General features: G+C 42.3%; 17 protein-coding genes and 3 pseudogenes. 1 reads left to right on the top strand and 19 read right to left on the bottom strand.

Features of this window, described 5'->3' with window-relative positions:
- Nucleotides 1–242: 242 nt before the first annotated feature.
- Nucleotides 243–2240, bottom strand: coding sequence for a methionine--tRNA ligase (gene metG / locus D8797_RS00555; protein WP_125378874.1), 1998 nt, complete (start codon nucleotides 2238–2240; stop codon nucleotides 243–245).
- 365 nt (nucleotides 2241–2605) lie between these two features.
- On the opposite strand from metG, the gene D8797_RS00560 reads away from it, so the two are divergent.
- Nucleotides 2606–3076, top strand: coding sequence for a DUF805 domain-containing protein (locus tag D8797_RS00560; RefSeq protein WP_125378875.1), 471 nt, complete (start codon nucleotides 2606–2608; stop codon nucleotides 3074–3076).
- Between the two features lie 125 nt (nucleotides 3077–3201).
- Here the strand turns inward: D8797_RS00560 and D8797_RS00565 are convergent, their stop codons facing one another.
- From D8797_RS00565 to D8797_RS00645, 18 genes and pseudogenes are all read right to left on the bottom strand, one after another.
- Entirely contained in the window at nucleotides 3202–3786 is a 585-nt protein-coding gene (locus tag D8797_RS00565; protein ID WP_125378876.1) for a hypothetical protein, read from the bottom strand.
- 45 nt (nucleotides 3787–3831) lie between these two features.
- Nucleotides 3832–4668, bottom strand: a complete 837-nt coding sequence (locus D8797_RS00570; RefSeq protein WP_125378877.1) for an energy-coupling factor transporter transmembrane component T family protein — start codon at nucleotides 4666–4668, stop codon at nucleotides 3832–3834.
- Nucleotides 4661–5464 (bottom strand): annotated as a pseudogene (locus D8797_RS10595) (energy-coupling factor ABC transporter ATP-binding protein); the annotation flags it as partial. The gene D8797_RS00570 and the pseudogene D8797_RS10595, both read right to left, overlap by 8 nt.
- A gap of 27 nt (nucleotides 5465–5491) precedes the next feature.
- A pseudogene (locus tag D8797_RS10600) lies at nucleotides 5492–6346 on the bottom strand (ATP-binding cassette domain-containing protein); the annotation flags it as partial.
- 6 nt (nucleotides 6347–6352) lie between these two features.
- Nucleotides 6353–7114: a nucleoside phosphorylase gene (locus D8797_RS00580; RefSeq protein WP_005591826.1), complete on the bottom strand. Its 762-nt coding sequence runs from the start codon at nucleotides 7112–7114 to the stop codon at nucleotides 6353–6355.
- A gap of 332 nt (nucleotides 7115–7446) precedes the next feature.
- Entirely contained in the window at nucleotides 7447–8358 is a 912-nt protein-coding gene (locus tag D8797_RS00585; RefSeq protein WP_045500798.1) for a DUF4299 family protein, read from the bottom strand.
- A 162-nt stretch (nucleotides 8359–8520) separates the two neighbouring features.
- Complete coding sequence (locus D8797_RS00590; RefSeq protein WP_005592293.1) at nucleotides 8521–9129, bottom strand: DJ-1/PfpI family protein; 609 nt, start codon at nucleotides 9127–9129, stop codon at nucleotides 8521–8523.
- Between the two features lie 317 nt (nucleotides 9130–9446).
- Nucleotides 9447–9818, bottom strand: coding sequence for a TfoX/Sxy family protein (locus D8797_RS00595; protein WP_125378879.1), 372 nt, complete (start codon nucleotides 9816–9818; stop codon nucleotides 9447–9449).
- A gap of 9 nt (nucleotides 9819–9827) precedes the next feature.
- Nucleotides 9828–10244: a VOC family protein gene (locus D8797_RS00600; RefSeq protein WP_125378880.1), complete on the bottom strand. Its 417-nt coding sequence runs from the start codon at nucleotides 10242–10244 to the stop codon at nucleotides 9828–9830.
- A gap of 56 nt (nucleotides 10245–10300) precedes the next feature.
- Entirely contained in the window at nucleotides 10301–11104 is an 804-nt protein-coding gene (locus tag D8797_RS00605; RefSeq protein WP_125378881.1) for a helix-turn-helix transcriptional regulator, read from the bottom strand.
- A gap of 158 nt (nucleotides 11105–11262) precedes the next feature.
- Nucleotides 11263–12249, bottom strand: coding sequence for an oxygen-dependent tRNA uridine(34) hydroxylase TrhO (gene trhO / locus D8797_RS00610; protein ID WP_045500789.1), 987 nt, complete (start codon nucleotides 12247–12249; stop codon nucleotides 11263–11265).
- Between the two features lie 136 nt (nucleotides 12250–12385).
- A pseudogene (locus tag D8797_RS00615) lies at nucleotides 12386–12876 on the bottom strand (DUF6773 family protein).
- Nucleotides 12877–12885: 9 nt separating this feature from the next.
- Complete coding sequence (locus D8797_RS00620) at nucleotides 12886–13563, bottom strand: CPBP family intramembrane glutamic endopeptidase (protein WP_125378882.1); 678 nt, start codon at nucleotides 13561–13563, stop codon at nucleotides 12886–12888.
- On the bottom strand, nucleotides 13560–14036 hold the full coding sequence (locus D8797_RS00625) for a DUF6773 family protein (RefSeq protein WP_125378883.1): 477 nt from the start codon (nucleotides 14034–14036) through the stop codon (nucleotides 13560–13562). The genes D8797_RS00620 and D8797_RS00625 overlap by 4 nt, the downstream gene beginning before the upstream one ends.
- Nucleotides 14037–14080: 44 nt before the next feature.
- Nucleotides 14081–14575, bottom strand: a complete 495-nt coding sequence (locus D8797_RS00630) for a DUF6773 family protein (protein ID WP_125379194.1) — start codon at nucleotides 14573–14575, stop codon at nucleotides 14081–14083.
- 19 nt (nucleotides 14576–14594) lie between these two features.
- Nucleotides 14595–14792: a helix-turn-helix transcriptional regulator gene (locus D8797_RS00635; RefSeq protein WP_005591814.1), complete on the bottom strand. Its 198-nt coding sequence runs from the start codon at nucleotides 14790–14792 to the stop codon at nucleotides 14595–14597.
- Nucleotides 14776–14967: a potassium transporter gene (locus D8797_RS00640; RefSeq protein WP_125378884.1), complete on the bottom strand. Its 192-nt coding sequence runs from the start codon at nucleotides 14965–14967 to the stop codon at nucleotides 14776–14778. Before D8797_RS00640 ends, D8797_RS00635 begins: the two co-directional genes overlap by 17 nt.
- Before the next feature lie 134 nt (nucleotides 14968–15101).
- The gene (locus tag D8797_RS00645) at nucleotides 15102–15665 is read right to left on the bottom strand and encodes an ECF-type riboflavin transporter substrate-binding protein (RefSeq protein WP_125378885.1); all 564 of its coding nucleotides are present in this window, start codon (nucleotides 15663–15665) and stop codon (nucleotides 15102–15104) included.
- Nucleotides 15666–15672: the final 7 nt, after the last annotated feature.

The raw sequence follows: 15672 nt of genomic DNA on the forward strand, positions 1-15672 counted from the left end.
AAGTGAGGAAAACTACTCAAACAAATTCTTCTTTTCCCTTAGTGTAAGACAGGTAGTAATGCTATTTCATAGTCCTGAACCATGGATTTCCAGAAGCTTGTGACTCCATTCTCTTCCTCTATGTTCTACCAATCGTCTCATTCGATCAAAAGAACCCCCAGCAAAATAAACTTGCTGGGGGCTTTACATTAGATGAGATTAACACAAATGTTATCAATTGAAATAATGGGCTACAAAATTCTCTACCCAATCAAACTTCCATTTGGTACTTTCTCGTCCACAGTTAGGAGAGTCAGTTGGTCGCCGTGCTCGGCTGATAGAATCATACCTTGGCTGATGCGGCCCATCATTTTGCGAGGTTTGAGGTTGGCTACGATTTGAACTTTTTTACCAACCAGTTCTTGCTCGTTTGGATAGTATTTCGCAATACCAGAAAGGATTTGACGATCTTCGCCGTCTCCTGCATCCAAACGGAATTGAAGAAGCTTGTCAGAACCTTCAACTTTAGAAACCTCTTTGACTTCTGCGACACGGATTTCCACCTTATCAAAGTCGTCAAACTTGATCGCTCCACGGTGAAGTTTGAGCTCGACTTCTTCTGGATTCCATTCTTTTTCAACCGCTGGTTTGCCAACTTCCATTTGTCCTTTGATATAGTCGACTTCTTCTTCCATATCGAGACGCGGGAAGATTGGTGTCCCTTTTTCTACAACTGTCAGACCTGCTGGGAGCTGGTCAATTGCTAGGTTTTCCAGCGAGGTTGCTTGAGGCAAGCCCAGTTGACTGAGGACAGCCTTGCTGGTTTCCATCATGAAAGGTGCGATCAAGTGCGCCACAACACGAAGACTCGCTGCCAAGTGGCTCATGACTGCTGCCAGTTCTTTGACCTTGGCTTCATCTTTTGCCAGAACCCAAGGAGCGGTTTCATCGATGTATTTATTAGTACGGGAGATGAGCGTCCAGACTGCTTCTAGGGCGCGTGGGTAGTCCACTGCATCCATGTGTTTGTAGTAGTCAGTGATGGATTCAGCTGCTACTTGAGCCAGAGTCCCATCAAAGTCCGTCACATTTTCTTCATAGGCTGGCACTTGACCGTCAAAGTACTTGTTAATCATGGAAACAGTACGGTTGAGCAGGTTTCCAAGGTCGTTGGCTAGCTCGTAGTTGATACGGCCAACATAGTCCTCAGGTGTGAAAGTTCCATCAGATCCCACGGGAAGACTGCGCATGAGGTAATAGCGCAAAGCATCCAAGCCATAACGTTCTACCAGCATTTCAGGATAGACCACGTTTCCTTTAGACTTAGACATCTTGCCATCCTTCATAACAAACCAACCATGGCCAATCAAACGTTCTGGTAATTTCACATCCAACATCATAAGGAGAACTGGCCAGTAGATGGAGTGGAAACGAAGGATGTCTTTCCCAACCATGTGGAAGACTGTTCCGTTCCAGAACTTATCAAAGTTACCGTGCTCATCTTGACCGTAACCAAGAGCAGTCACATAGTTGAGCAAGGCATCGAACCAAACATAGACAACATGTCTTGGATTAGATGGCACAGGCACGCCCCAAGTAAAGGTCGTCCGAGAAACTGCCAAATCTTCCAAACCAGGTTCAATAAAGTTTTTCAACATTTCATTGAGACGGCCGTCTGGCGTAATGAAGTCGGGCTGTGATTTGAAAAATTCTACCAAACGGTCTTGGTACTTGCTGAGACGGAGGAAGTAAGACTCTTCTGATACCCACTCCACTTCATGTCCAGATGGCGCAATCCCACCCGTTACATTTCCAGCTTCGTCACGGAAAACTTCTGCCAGCTGGCTTTCGGTAAAGAATTCCTCGTCAGATACAGAATACCAACCTGAATATTCACCCAAGTAGATATCATCTTGGGCCAAGAGTTTTTCAAAGACATCAGCTACAACCTTTTCGTGGTAGTCATCGGTCGTTCGGATAAAATTATCATACGAAATGTCCAGCAGTTTCCAGAGTTCCTTGACCCCAACTGCCATGCCATCGACGTAAGCTTGCGGGCTGATACCAGCTTCCTCCGCTTTTTGCTGGATTTTTTGGCCATGCTCATCAAGACCAGTCAAATAAAAAACATCATAGCCCATGAGACGCTTGTAGCGAGCCAAAACATCACAAGCAATGGTCGTATAGGCAGACCCGATATGGAGCTTGCCAGACGGGTAATAAATAGGTGTCGTAATATAAAAGGGTTGTTTTGTAGTCATTTTTTAATCCTTTCAAGGCTAATGAAACCTTTTTTGATAACACTTCATTATATCATATTTCCTAGCGATTGAAAGAGGATAACTGACATTGATTTTAGGCCTTCTTCTCTTAAAATAAATAAGGACGATAGGTTTTATTCCATAGTTTCTTTCGACGATAGTAATAGTAAAGAACAGCTCTATTCATCAAATCGGTTGAGAAACGATCTTCTTAGTTTGTTCATAATTCTTTTCTAGGGCTATAATAAAACACCTTGATTTAGCCATCTATTTTGTTCTGGCCAAAGATCGCTATTTCCCCAAAACTTGCCAATTCTTGCTAAATTATAGTAGACTATATAAAAAATATTTAAGGAGATTACTACATGATTGATGCATATAAAAAATTTTGGAAGGGCTATGTGGATTTCACCGGTCGCTCAACTCGCCCAGAATATTGGTGGCCAATTCTCTGCCATTTTTTAGTAATGATACTAATACTTTGTACTGCTCTTCTGATTGAGACGGTTTTGAACTCTGAGACTGGAGGAGCCTTATCTACCGCCTTATCTAGCCTGATAGTTGTCTATTACATTGCAATTCTGCTTCCCTCTCTCGCCATTCAAGTTCGACGATTGCGAGATGGTGGCTATCATTGGGCTCTTCTCTTTTTGTACTTGGTCCCACTTTTTGGCCGTTTGATTCTGTTTATTTTTTATTGTCAGCCTACAAAATATGAACTCGTTAGCAATGATTCCTATAATAATACAGACTACCGAGATCAGCAATTTAGCCAAAATCCCTATCAAGAGCAGCAAAATTACCAACAAAATTTTGTGGTAACTGAAAACGAGTAAAGTCCATTTGAATAAAATAAAAACCATTCTACTTTAACAGGCCTCCCGAAAAGTTAGATTTTTTATGTCTAACTCTTTGGGAGGCCTGTTAAATTCATCTGATTTTTTATGTTTGTTAGACCATGCTATTTTTCCACAGCTTCATTATAGATTCGAATCCGAGGGGCAACTTGATTTATCACATCTAAAAACTGTAATAAGTCAATATATTTTTGATCCGTATAAGGCCCAAAAGCTAGACGAATATCTTTGTTAGAACTCATTGGATTGTAATACAGATACAGGTGATGAACTTTTGCATACTTTGTTTCTTGCACTTCCTCAATCTTAATGGTCACATCAACTAAATCAGAAAGCATGAGAAATTGGAAATAAGCATCCACCCGTATGATGGCATCCTTGTAGAGATAAAGAGATAGGCTTTCACGCGCATAACGAGAATCGCTATAAATCAGTTGAAAATCCTTTTCAAGCTCTGGAAAGTGAGAATAAAGTTCTTGACAGCGTCGCAAACTCTTTTCTCTATTGACTATAGCAAGGCAAGTAAAGAGACCACTCATTGCCATTAGCAAGATGATTAAAATCAGGGTCATTCTCCCACCGATTTCATCTGTCTGTGACAAAGCCAAGAGCAAAACGAAAGCCCCTAGACCACAAAAAACAGGAAAAAGTAATTCCTTATAAAATTTAAGATTTATTTTTTCTTGCACCAATTATCCTCTCAATCCAAATATGGCTGGTTTTCCATCTTTATCCTATGCCCAAGGATTATAAAAGCGTCCTTGATTGACAACGAAAAGAAGAAGGCCGAGGGCTAGTAGAAGGACGGACACCATGATTACAAGTTTGTCTAGTTTTCCGAAGGCTTGCTGGGTGTACCAGGTCCGCTTTTTATTTTTCCCAAAGCGACGCAGCTCCATGGCTGTTGCGATAGTGTTGATTCGCTCGAGCGAGCTGAAAATCAGGGGAATGACGATTTGCAGATTGCCCTTGACCCGCTTGCTGAGGGGAGCTTTTTGGGATAATTCTTGCCCACGCGCCTCTTGAGACATCTTGATGAGGTAAAATTCTTCCTGCAAATCTGGAATATAGCGCAGGGTCAGACTGACCGCATAGGCAAGCTTATAGGAAAGGCCGATTTGATTTAGACTGGAAGCAAATTGACTGGGATGGGTGGTCATGAGAAAGATCACCGCTAGGGGAATCGTTGAGAAATACTTGAGCAAAAGATTCAAGAGATAAAAGAGCTCCTGAAGCGTGAGATTATAAGCTCCCCATCCTGTCCAGAGCAGATTCTTGGCTCCGTAAATTTCCACCCCATACTGAGGGGCAAAGAGATAGACCATGAGAATATTCAGCGCTGCAAAAGTTCCCGCAAAAGCTAAAACGAAAGAAATGTCTTTCAGCCGAATCTCAGACACTCGAAATAACATCAGGGAAAGCAGGGCCACAAGAAGGAGGAAACGCGTATCGTAGCTCATCATGGCCGCCACCGAAACCAGGATAAAAAAGATTAGTTTGCTGGCACCAGAAAGAGCATGGAGAAAAGTCCTTCCGGCATGGTAGCCAATCAATTTCTGTTGATTAAACATGACTTTCCTCCTTTTTTCGCATGTAAAATTGAGTCAGAGCTAGCGGATCCACTCCCAGCTTCTCAGCTAGGCTAAAAATCGAAGTTTCCTTTAGATTGGCCACTGCAATCAACTCATGATTGGACAAAACCTGAGCAGGCGACTGGTCTGCTAAAATCTGGCCGTCCAGCACCACGATTGCCCGATCAGAATAATCCAGCATAAGCTGCATATCATGGGTAATCATGATAATCGTATGTCCCTGCTGGTTTAGCTCATTGAGAAAGTCCATCATCTCTGTATAATGGCGCTGATCCTGACCAGCTGTTGGCTCATCCAAAAGGATAATCTCTGGATTTAGCACCAAAATAGACGCAATGGTCACCCGCTTCTTCTGACCAAAAGACAGGGCTGAGATTGGCCAACTGCGGAATTCATAGAGACCACAAGTTTTGAGCACAGCATGAACCCTTTCTTCAATTTCCGCCTCTGCCAAACCACGCAACCGCAGTCCTAGAGCTACTTCATCAAAGATCATTGTGGTCGAAATCATCTGATTAGGATTTTGCAGGACATAGCCAATTCGCTCCGCTCGCTCCTTGATAGAGTCGCCCTTGATATCCTGTCCCTGCCAATGATATTGCCCTTCTGTATCAATAAAACGACAGAGAGCCTTGGCTAGCGTAGACTTGCCAGCTCCATTTTTCCCAACGATGGCTATCCGCTCACCCTTGAAAATCTTCAGACTGATATCCCGCAAAATAGGTTGATTACTCTGATAGGCAAAGGAAACATGATCGAGCTCTAAAAGAGCTTCGTGACGATTGTCAATCTGCTCTGTTTTTTGCTCGGTCAGTCTCTGCGAAAGTCCTGTAAGTTCCAGCTTGGTCAAATCAGCCAGATGAGTCGCGCTTGCTACATCAAAACCAAGTTGCCGCAAGGCTGTGATATAGAGGGGTTCTCGAATCCCATTTTCTGCTAAGAGTTCCGTCTTGAGCAGATCATCCGGCGCGCCGTTAAAAAGGATTTGCCCATCATTGACAAGAACAACTCGATCAACAGGTCGATAAAGAACATCTTCCAAGCGATGCTCGATGATGATGGTCGTGGTCGCAGCTTCTCTATGAATCTGATCAATCAAGTCAATCGTGTCCTGACCAGACTTGGGATCGAGATTGGCCAAAGGCTCATCAAACAGCAAAATTGGACTCTCATCGATCAAGACACCCGCCAGACTGACCCGCTGCTTCTGCCCGCCAGACAAGTCTTGAGGACGATTGTCCAAAAGCTGCTGCAGATCTAACTGCTTCGCCCAACGCAGGACTTTCTCTCGCATCAAGGGCAAGGCCACCATATCATTTTCCAGGGCAAAGGCCAGATCCTCTGCCACACTGAGCCCGATAAACTGACCATCCGTATCCTGCAAGACCGTGCTGACTAGATTTGACTTGTCATAAATACTGGTGTCAAAAGCTGGCGCCCCCTTAATCAAGAGATGTCCACTGGCCTGACCCTTGTAAATATTGGGAATAATGCCGTTGAGACACTGACCTAAGGTTGACTTACCAGAGCCAGACGGCCCAATCAGCAGCACCTTTTCCCCTTCATAAATGGTCAGATTGATATGCTTCAAAGTTGGCTCCGACTGAGCCTGATATTGAAAACTAAAATCTTCAAATTGAATAATTGGTTTTTTCATGTTTTTCTATAAGGCCAGAGCGATCTGAATCGCCAGATTGGCCACCTTGTCTTTCTCGTCTAAGTCCGCGTGATTAGCCAGGTTGCGCATATCCCAAGCCTCCTCAGACAGATGATCCGCCGCATAAAAGAACTGGCAAACTTGAACGCCACGAAAGGCCGCCAGAGCTGCTACAGCCGAGCACTCCATATCCACACAGATAGCTCCCGCCTCTTTTCGCCTGCGCAGCTTGTCCGCAGTTTCTCGGAAAATACCGTCGGTCGTCCAAACCTTTCCCAAGCTATGGGAAATCCCTCGCTGTTCAAGGAAATTCACGAGAAAATCCTGCAAGCCGACATTGACCGCTATCTCCGAACTAGCCGGCTGGTAATGATAGCTAGTCCCCTCATCGCGCAAGGCTGCTGTCGGAATAATGACGGATGTTGCTTTGATATCCTCGTCCAGCACACCACAAGTCCCAAAGAGAACCAGCTTTCTCATACCAAAAGCAATCAAATCTTCCAGAATAGCCACACAAGCAGAAGCCCCAACTGGAGCGTTGAAAAGAGCTAGCTCCTGCCCATCCGCAAAAACCCGATAGATAGGAATTTCAATGTTAGCCATAGACGTCGTCGTAATCAACTCATGGTCAAAATCCGCCAACATTCGGGCAAAGGTCTCCCGAGCAAAGCAGGACACTGCCGTCTGAGGAAAGCCTTCAATAGGCTCTATCAAATCCTCTGGATTGATGATGGCCTTACGGTTTTGGTCAAACTCTTCAAGAATCATAAACTTCTTTTGTCCATTTCTTTAGCATAAAATAGCCAGTTAATCTCCACTGACTCTATCCTACTATTGTATCATAAAAAAGCAGGCTCCTGACTATCACCAGCATATTTTCTAGCTAGCCAAGGATATAGGCAGACTCTATAGCAAGGATGGGCTCAAGCGCATTTCAAAACAAAAAAATTGGGATAAAGCAACTGCCCCCATGCGCTAGATTAATATCTAGCTATCGGAGGGCAGTCAATCTGAACAAGAATTTTCACATAAAAAGATTATTTATCCATAATAGAAGCTGAAGCTAAACTGGCTGAGTCCAGTTTTGGCATGAACAAAGACTACAAAACAAACTCCTGGCAATCTTCAAAGAGAGCTTTCATTTGGGCAAAAGTCATAGCAGAAACAAGAACTTTCTCAGCATCAAATAATTGTGTCATATTTTCAGGAAGCTTGTCCAAAAAATCTGAATATGAAATTCTCTTGTAAATAAAGAATTTCTCCAGATTGTCCGGGTCTGCATCATCACATCCGACCAGATTACAGCACCAGCTAAGTTTTGATTCATCAATATATTCAGTATCTTCTGGTGCGAGAGTAGGTACGAGAGGAAGGATTGTATCAACACCAGCAGTTAGCGTATAGGTCCCTAAAATTTTTTCACTCTGCTCACTTCCATAAAATTTACTTTGAGCGTCATAGGCACCAATATACTGTCGAGTGGTGAAAAAATCACTATAACTCTGAGCAGGATTATCTGCCTTCAATAAACCTTCCACCAGATGTGGACTCAGGGCAAGCGTTCTCCGAATACCATCTTGATACACAAGCTCATAGCCTGATTTTAGAAAGTCCTCCAAGCCAAAAACTATGTCCTCTTGATAAGGGTAGTCCCAGACACTTGAACTGCTATATTCTCTACCATGTTCATCACGGATGCTTGTCCCCAAACGACTTGATAACTTAGAAATCAAAGTAAGGGTCTGAGACCAATCAGCAAGTGTTGAAGGAGTCAGAATCCGCACATTGTAAGTTTGTTGAGTCTTATCATATTCCAAGTCAATATAACGGCCTGACTTTGCAGGAACCCAGCATTTCAATAGAGCAAGCTTATCTAGTCCAAGGTACATAAACTCTTTCTGTATAGGGTGGGGTTCCAGTCCATCAACAAATCCAAGCAATTCACTGATTTTTAAAACTTTCTGAAATCCTAGAAACCCCCGTTTATTTGGAATAGAAAATGTAATACTCATAAAATAATGCCCCTACCATATTTTAACTATATTATAGCATAAATTGCTATGGGGAAAATTAGAATATGAAACAAGCTTTTCCATTTTTAATTCTTCATTTTGACATGGCAGTACAAATTACACAATCACTAAAAAAACAATCCGATCTCCTCAGATTGCTCTTTATTTACTAGAAAAAGGGTCTTGGTCAGCCTTGTTTTGCCACACGTATTCTGCTTTTTTAGCCAATTCTTCTGCCAAGTCCTGACCCCAGAAATTAGCCACAAAGCCTAAGGACATATCCATACCAGCCGAGACACCTGACGAAGTGTAGAACTTCCCATCTACGACCCAGCGTGCTTGATCTTGCCAAAGGACTTCTCTATCATGTGAAGCGACCCAAGACAAGGCAAGCTTGTTGCTAGTGGCTTTACGCCCCTTGAGTTGACCAATCTGAGCTAAAAGAGCTGCTCCTGTACAAATACTTAAGACCAACTCAGCTTGCTGGACAGCCTTTTCTAGCGAAGATAGGAAAATCTTATCCTCCACCATCTTTCTGACACCTTGACCACCAGGCAATAAGAGAAGAGAATTGGGAGGTAAGCTTTTAAAATTATCCGTCATGATTTGAAAACCTTGCCGACTAGAAATCAGACCACCATCAAGGGAGACATATTTCGTCTCTACATTGGGTAAAGTAGCTAAAAACTCTACTGGCCCCATCAAATCTAGGGTCTCAAAATCATCAAAGAGAAATGAAACCATCGTAATTGGTTGCTCTATTTTTAACATTGATCTCCTCTCATTTTCCATTGGTTCATAGCAGTCACTTATTCTACTTTCGATAACGCCCCAGTAGGAATAAAAGTACCACCAAACCAATAACAAAGAAGACGATCCCTAGAATCAGCTTAATTATAAAACCTACAAAATAGAATAAAAAGATTAAACCTAAAATAAATAGAAATAATAGAATTCCCATAAGATCACCTCTGGCTACTATTATACCTAAAATAACGAGATTGGGATAGTTTTTGCTTATTCTTAGCATATCATAGTAAGGCAAAACTCATTTTTTATACCAACAAGTCTAATAATCTTCTAGACTCTCAATTAACGGGATATCTAGTGCAAAAGTATATAAACATTTGTATTAAAAAAAAGGCTAGCTTGATCCAGTAAGACAGTTCCTTTTGTCCCTCGACATCTAAATCAATATAGCCATGATAAAGCCTGCCTTTCATCACTGTGACACTGGTACCATTTTTAGGTAGGACCTGCTTTTCCATTTCCTTACCGATGCGGACCATGACAAGCTCTTGACCTCTCGAACTCACAGTAACGGTCATCTTCCCTCGGACCATAAAAGCCAAGCCACCAAACATCTTCTTCTCTTCTACCTCTTCTTCAAAAACACGAGGAGAAAGTTCAGTAGCTAAAATGGTACGAATCTGTTGAGCCAAAGATTTACTATATGCCATCGCTCTCCCCTACTTCATCATCACATCCCAGCCGATACCAAAACGGTCAATCAAGCGGCCATAAAACTTAGCAAAAGCCTGATTCTCTAGAGAAAAGAGAATCTGCCCACCTTCAGCAAGCTTAGCAAAGAGCTCATCGGCTTCTTCTCTACTGTCTGGGCTCAGAACTAACCATTGATTAGGCTGATGATTGCTAGGAATAGATAGGTCGTTAAAAATGCCTACATCCTCACCATGCAGAGTTAAGTTTTCCGTATCTAAGGCAATCCAGGCAACCTTATCCCGTTTTTCTGCAAGAAGATCTGCTAGATCCATCATCTCACTAGCTCGGACAAGTCCCTTTATCTCTGTCTGAAAAAGATCTGCATAGAAACGAAAAGCTTCTTCGGCCTGACCATTAAAACTTAAAAACACGTCTAATTTCATTATTGTTCCTCCAATTGTTTATAACTGAGAATAAATCTCTAGTATCAGTTTATCAATTAAGATAAAAATTTTCTTATTCTCAATTGCGCTTGTTTGGCTAGGGAACGCATGATTAAAACTGGAAGATTAACTGTAATAGGTGGATCGCTTGGCAAGGGCCTGCGCATGCTGATTTCCTCTTGATAGATGCTATCGCCTGAAAAAGTGAGAGGCTCATCGCTGCCCCAGCGAAAGTTATGCTTCAAGACATAGTTTTTAGTTAGGCGTAAATCCTCCAGCAATTCACAGGCCAAAAGATAGTAGTGACCATCTGGTACATTTTCAAAAGTAAACTGTCTCTCCTGACTCAGTGCTACTCCGATAACCGGCTCTTCTTTGGGTATGCGGGTTTTAAACAGCCCGACACAGCTAATGCGTGGTTTATACCCCTCAGGATAAGATAGCGCCACAGTCAAGCGATTGCCACTTTTACAGTCGGGATCCTGATGTAACAAAGCTCCCTTCTCCTCCAGCTGTTTGACCATAAAATCATAAGCCTTGGTTGATTCTTGATAGTATTTTTTAGGCGAAAGTCCAGTATGCCGCTTAAAAGTATTAGAAAAACTACCCAGACTATCATAACCAGCGTCCATAGAGGTCTCGGTCACATTTTGCCGGCCTTCTACAATCTCCTGAATTCCTTTTTCCATCTTAAGAGCTTCTACATATTGCTTGATAGAAAAGCCCATCTTTTTCTTGAAAGTTCTGGATAGATGGGAAGGGCTATAATGGAAATACTGAGCCAAATCGGTCAGACTCAACTCTTCATCTGCATGCTGACGCAGATAGGCTGCCACTTTTTCCATGATAGCTTTAGACATAGACTTGCTCCTTTCCCATTTATTTAAGCCCATTATATCACATCAAAAAGAAGGGACAAAACATCGAAACCTGAATAAAGAAGAGCTAAGCTGCAACTAAATAATGAAAAAACTTTAGACGCTTGAAACATCTAAAGTTTTTTATCTTCACGATTAAATTACTGAGCTACCAATGTTTCCAAGCTTTCTCCAATCGCAGCTAAACGCTCCACTACTTCTGCTTGGCTCAGGCCGTTTTCAGTCACATAGCGGTTGCGAGGGTGAACACGGCATTCGTGAGAACAGCCACGGAGGTACTTGTCTTCGTTTTCTTCTGAAGTCAGGATGCGGCGGTTACACTCTGGATTGCCACAGTTGACATAGCGCTCGCAAGGAGTCCCGTCAAACCAGTCTTTCCCAATCACAACTGGGTCAACATGGTTGATATCAACGGAGATACGCTCATCAAAGACATACATCTTTCCATCCCAAAGCTCACCTTGAACTTCTGGATCCTTGCCATAAGTCGCGATACCGCCATGAAGCTGACCGACATCCTTGTAGCCTTCACGGACCATCCAGCCTGAGAATTTCTCACAGCGAACACCACCGGTACAGTAAACAACCACACGCTTGTCCATGAATTTTTCTTTGTTATCACGAACCCATTGCGGCAACTCACGGAAGTTGCGGATGTCTGGACGGATGGCTCCACGGAAATGTCCTAGATCGTACTCGTAATCGTTACGTGTGTCTAGGACAACAGTGTCTTCGTCCAAGAGGGCTTCCTTAAATTCCTTAGGTGACAGGTAAGCTCCTGTCGTCTCCAGCGGGTTGATGTCATTGTCAAAATCATTGTCTTCTAAGCCCAAGTGAACGATTTCTTTCTTGTAGCGAACAAACATTTTCTTGAAGGCTTGCTCGTTTTCTTCGTCAATCTTGAACCAAAGGTCTTCCATGCCCGGAAGGCTGTGCACATAATCCATGTATTTTTGAGTGGTTTCATAATCACCAGAAACCGTTCCATTGATTCCTTCATCTGCCACTAGGATACGGCCTTTAAGACCGATAGATTTACAGAAGGCCAGATGATCAGCTGCAAATTTCTCAGCATTCTCAATCGGAACATATTTGTAGTAAAGTAATACGCGAATATCTTTTGCCATAAGATTTCAACTCTCATTTCTCTATAAATTTTCTGAATTTTTTAATTCATCTATTAATTATAACCTGATTGAAAAAACTGGGCAAAAAATTTGTTTGGAAAATAGCAGAGCTAGAATCTCTACGCAGAAAAGCAGGTTAGCCCTCTTTCTCCAATTCTTCCAAATACTTTTCAAAGCGCTTCTTCTGCCACTTGCTGAGACTCTCCAAGAGAATATTGACCAGCAGCATCAAGGGAAGTGAATGACAAAAGTAATTAAAATAACAAATAGAAACATGGGGTGAAAAACACTATTGTGATAAATAGCATGATTGAGCTGAAAATTCTGGCAGGCAATCAAAAGGGTCAGAAAGCCTGTTGCAACCAGTACGCCCCAGATAGTCAGACTGAAACTATTGTAATAATTGGCTCCCAGATACTGAGTTCGACACATGAAATAAAAGCTAGTGATGAGAATCAAAAGCAAGAAGGGCTGATAGTGAACGACTCCCCCATTCATAGCTACAGAACCCATATATAAAGCTAAACTACCACATAGCATGAGACTGAAACTCTCCATACCAGCCTTGTTGACCAGTTGTTCTTCGCGTTCGTCTAAGATTTGACGTTTAATAAGTTTCATTTTCATTTCAAACTCCTATACTTCTACTCCAAAAATAGGGACTGACAACATAAGAATGGCAGGAATTCCGTTATTTATCATGTGAACTGCGATACTGACTTCCAAGCGCCGAGTTCGACAAGCCAGCAAGGTCAAAATCACAGAAGCACCGCCATAAATCACAAAAGACATGATATTGGTTGGACCATGAAAAATCGCAAAAAGCAGTCCGCCTATGATATAGCCCCAGCTTTCATAGCCTTTAAAGATTTTTTGAGGAATAATGCCACGGAAAATAATTTCTTCTGCGATAGGCGCCAAAACTCCAAGCATGATGGACAATAAAACTATATCTCCTCTTTGGAATTCCTCCATCAAAGATGCCTGATTAGCCGTTGTAACTTCTCCATGCAGCCACCGAAGTAATACCGCCCCAAGGACAGATATGAGCAACATGCCAAAGAGGCCTAGAGCAATTCGCTTCCCGTCTCCTTTTTGAAAGATTTTCCCAGACGGAGATAAGATGCCAGTTTTCTTTGCTGCCACGACAAAGACCAGTAAAATGAAGATTATCAGCAAAAGTCCAAGACCAATGGTCCACTGTTTAGGAAATTGATAAGTTATGGCTACCTGCTGAAACAGCATAGGGAGGATATACAAGCCCAAGGCTAAAAAAGCGCAGCCAACCCAGAGCAATCGTTTCCACCAAGTCATTCTTCATCCTCCAATTCCTGATCGAGCTTTTCCTGACCTTTACTGTTTAGATAAAGACTGATCTTGTCCATGGTCAAGCTTCCAAGCATAAACAGTATCATTGCAAGAGCCAGCTTGAGCAGATACAAAATGCTGAACATGCTTGCCAGACTTTCTCGCTGAGCAAAGGAATCAATGCCTATAACGATGAGAACAAAGATGACTCCACCGCCAAAACGCTCTGGCCATTTTTCTTCTCTCACCATATCACCAACGTCAATGCCCAGGCTTACGCGACGAAGCAAGGCATATAGACCTACTAGGGTAAGTAGAATCCCTTCTGGCAGATAGGCCAGCAAGCTTAGATGGAGGATATAGGCTTTGAAAAATACAGAGATAGCCAAGAAGAGGAACATTCCTAGCACTAACTCCCCTGCAACTTTGCCGTCTAATTTTTCTGTTCGTTCATCTTTTATAACAGGCTGCTTCTTCATTTTCTTTCTCACTTTCTTATTTATAAGTTAAAGATTCATTGATTCTAATTCTCATCATTTTCTAGTTCTTGGTCTAATAAAAGCTGTCTCTTCTGATAAAAATAATCGACCAACTGATCAAATATACTAGAAAAGGCAGTTAGCAAAGCTACAATAAAAATAAATTGCAAAATTGGATGATGGCGAAAGAATGGTCGAAGAGCTGAATTTCCACTCCACATCTGAACAGCCACGATTACAATCGCTAAGATAGCTCCGTTAGCCAAACGACTTCTGAAACTCCTATGCCCAATAGATGGCTTGTCGCGTCTGATATCAAGTCCCAACTGCCAGCTACGAATGCCAGCATAAATTTCCATACTCAAAATAACTAGAATTTCTGGTAAGTAGCCTTCGACTGGCACATGCCAAATCATAATTTTGATAAAAATAGAGATAAGGAGCAAGATAATCGCAAAAAATGCAACTTCATTTCCTAATTTTCGCTCAAGTTGTAGAGTCCGCTCGTCTGTATAGACTTTTTGTGGTTTGTCCTTCATTTTCTTTCTCACTTTCTTCCTATTCTTCCCAAAACAACTGATCCAGCGTTTTATTGAGACATTTGCAAATGGCCAAGCATAGACTGAGACTGGGATTGTACTTGCCTGCCTCAATCAGGCCAATGGTCTGACGAGTCACACCAATGGCATCAGCCAAGTCGCCTTGAGTCATGTCATGCTCAGCCCTTGCCATTTTTAACCTAAGATTTTTTGCCATGGCCACCATCCTTTTCGTATTTCTTTTGCCCACCTACGGCATAGAAAGTGCAGCAAAGGGCGACATTACTAAAAGCAAGTATGATAAAGGTTTGATTTTTCTGAATCGTGCCAACAACTGGTAGAACTATCGCCGATACAAGACAGATAAGCAGGACACTTACTTTCTTATTCATATCTGCGCTCCTTTCATCTTCATAAGTACATTATACAATATATTTTAAATAATGCAATATATAAATTACATTTTGTTTTTTATTTTGTACAAAAAAAGATTGGGACTTTCCCAATCTTGTAATATCTAGTTTGATTAATCTTTCTTAAGGCTGCCTGAGCGAGTCTGAGTACGGGCGTAGGCTAGTAAGAGCAGGGTTCCTGCTACGGCAACTGTCACTCCATTGGACAGAGTTGCTACAAAGCCTTGCACAAAGACCTTATTGACTGGCTCGCTATAAATCAAGATATCGCCAATCGGAGCGATCAAGAGCCAGACAAAAGCATTGGCCAAAAGCTGGAAGATATTGAAGTTGACGATGTCCTTCACTTCAAAAACACCTTCTGCTGCACGAATGCGATTTTTAAACAAACCAAGAATGAAACCAAAGAAGGCACTAGCGATAATCCATGACCACCAGAGACCGTAGCCAGCCATAGCGTCTTTGATAACGTGGCCGATCAAGCCCATCAGGAAGCCAACAAAGGGACCAAAAACGACACTGAAGAGGGCCTGAACCGCATATTGCAGCTGAATACTGGTATTTGGGACAGGTGTTGGAATGCTAATCATTCCGATAACTACAAAAAGTGCAGCTCCAATCCCCGTTGCAACGACTTCTTTAATGGTAAACTTTGTATCTAACAATTTCTTTTTCATAATGTTC

This window comes from Streptococcus cristatus (assembly GCF_003944225.1).
Classification (GTDB): Bacteria; Bacillota; Bacilli; order Lactobacillales; family Streptococcaceae; genus Streptococcus; species Streptococcus cristatus_K.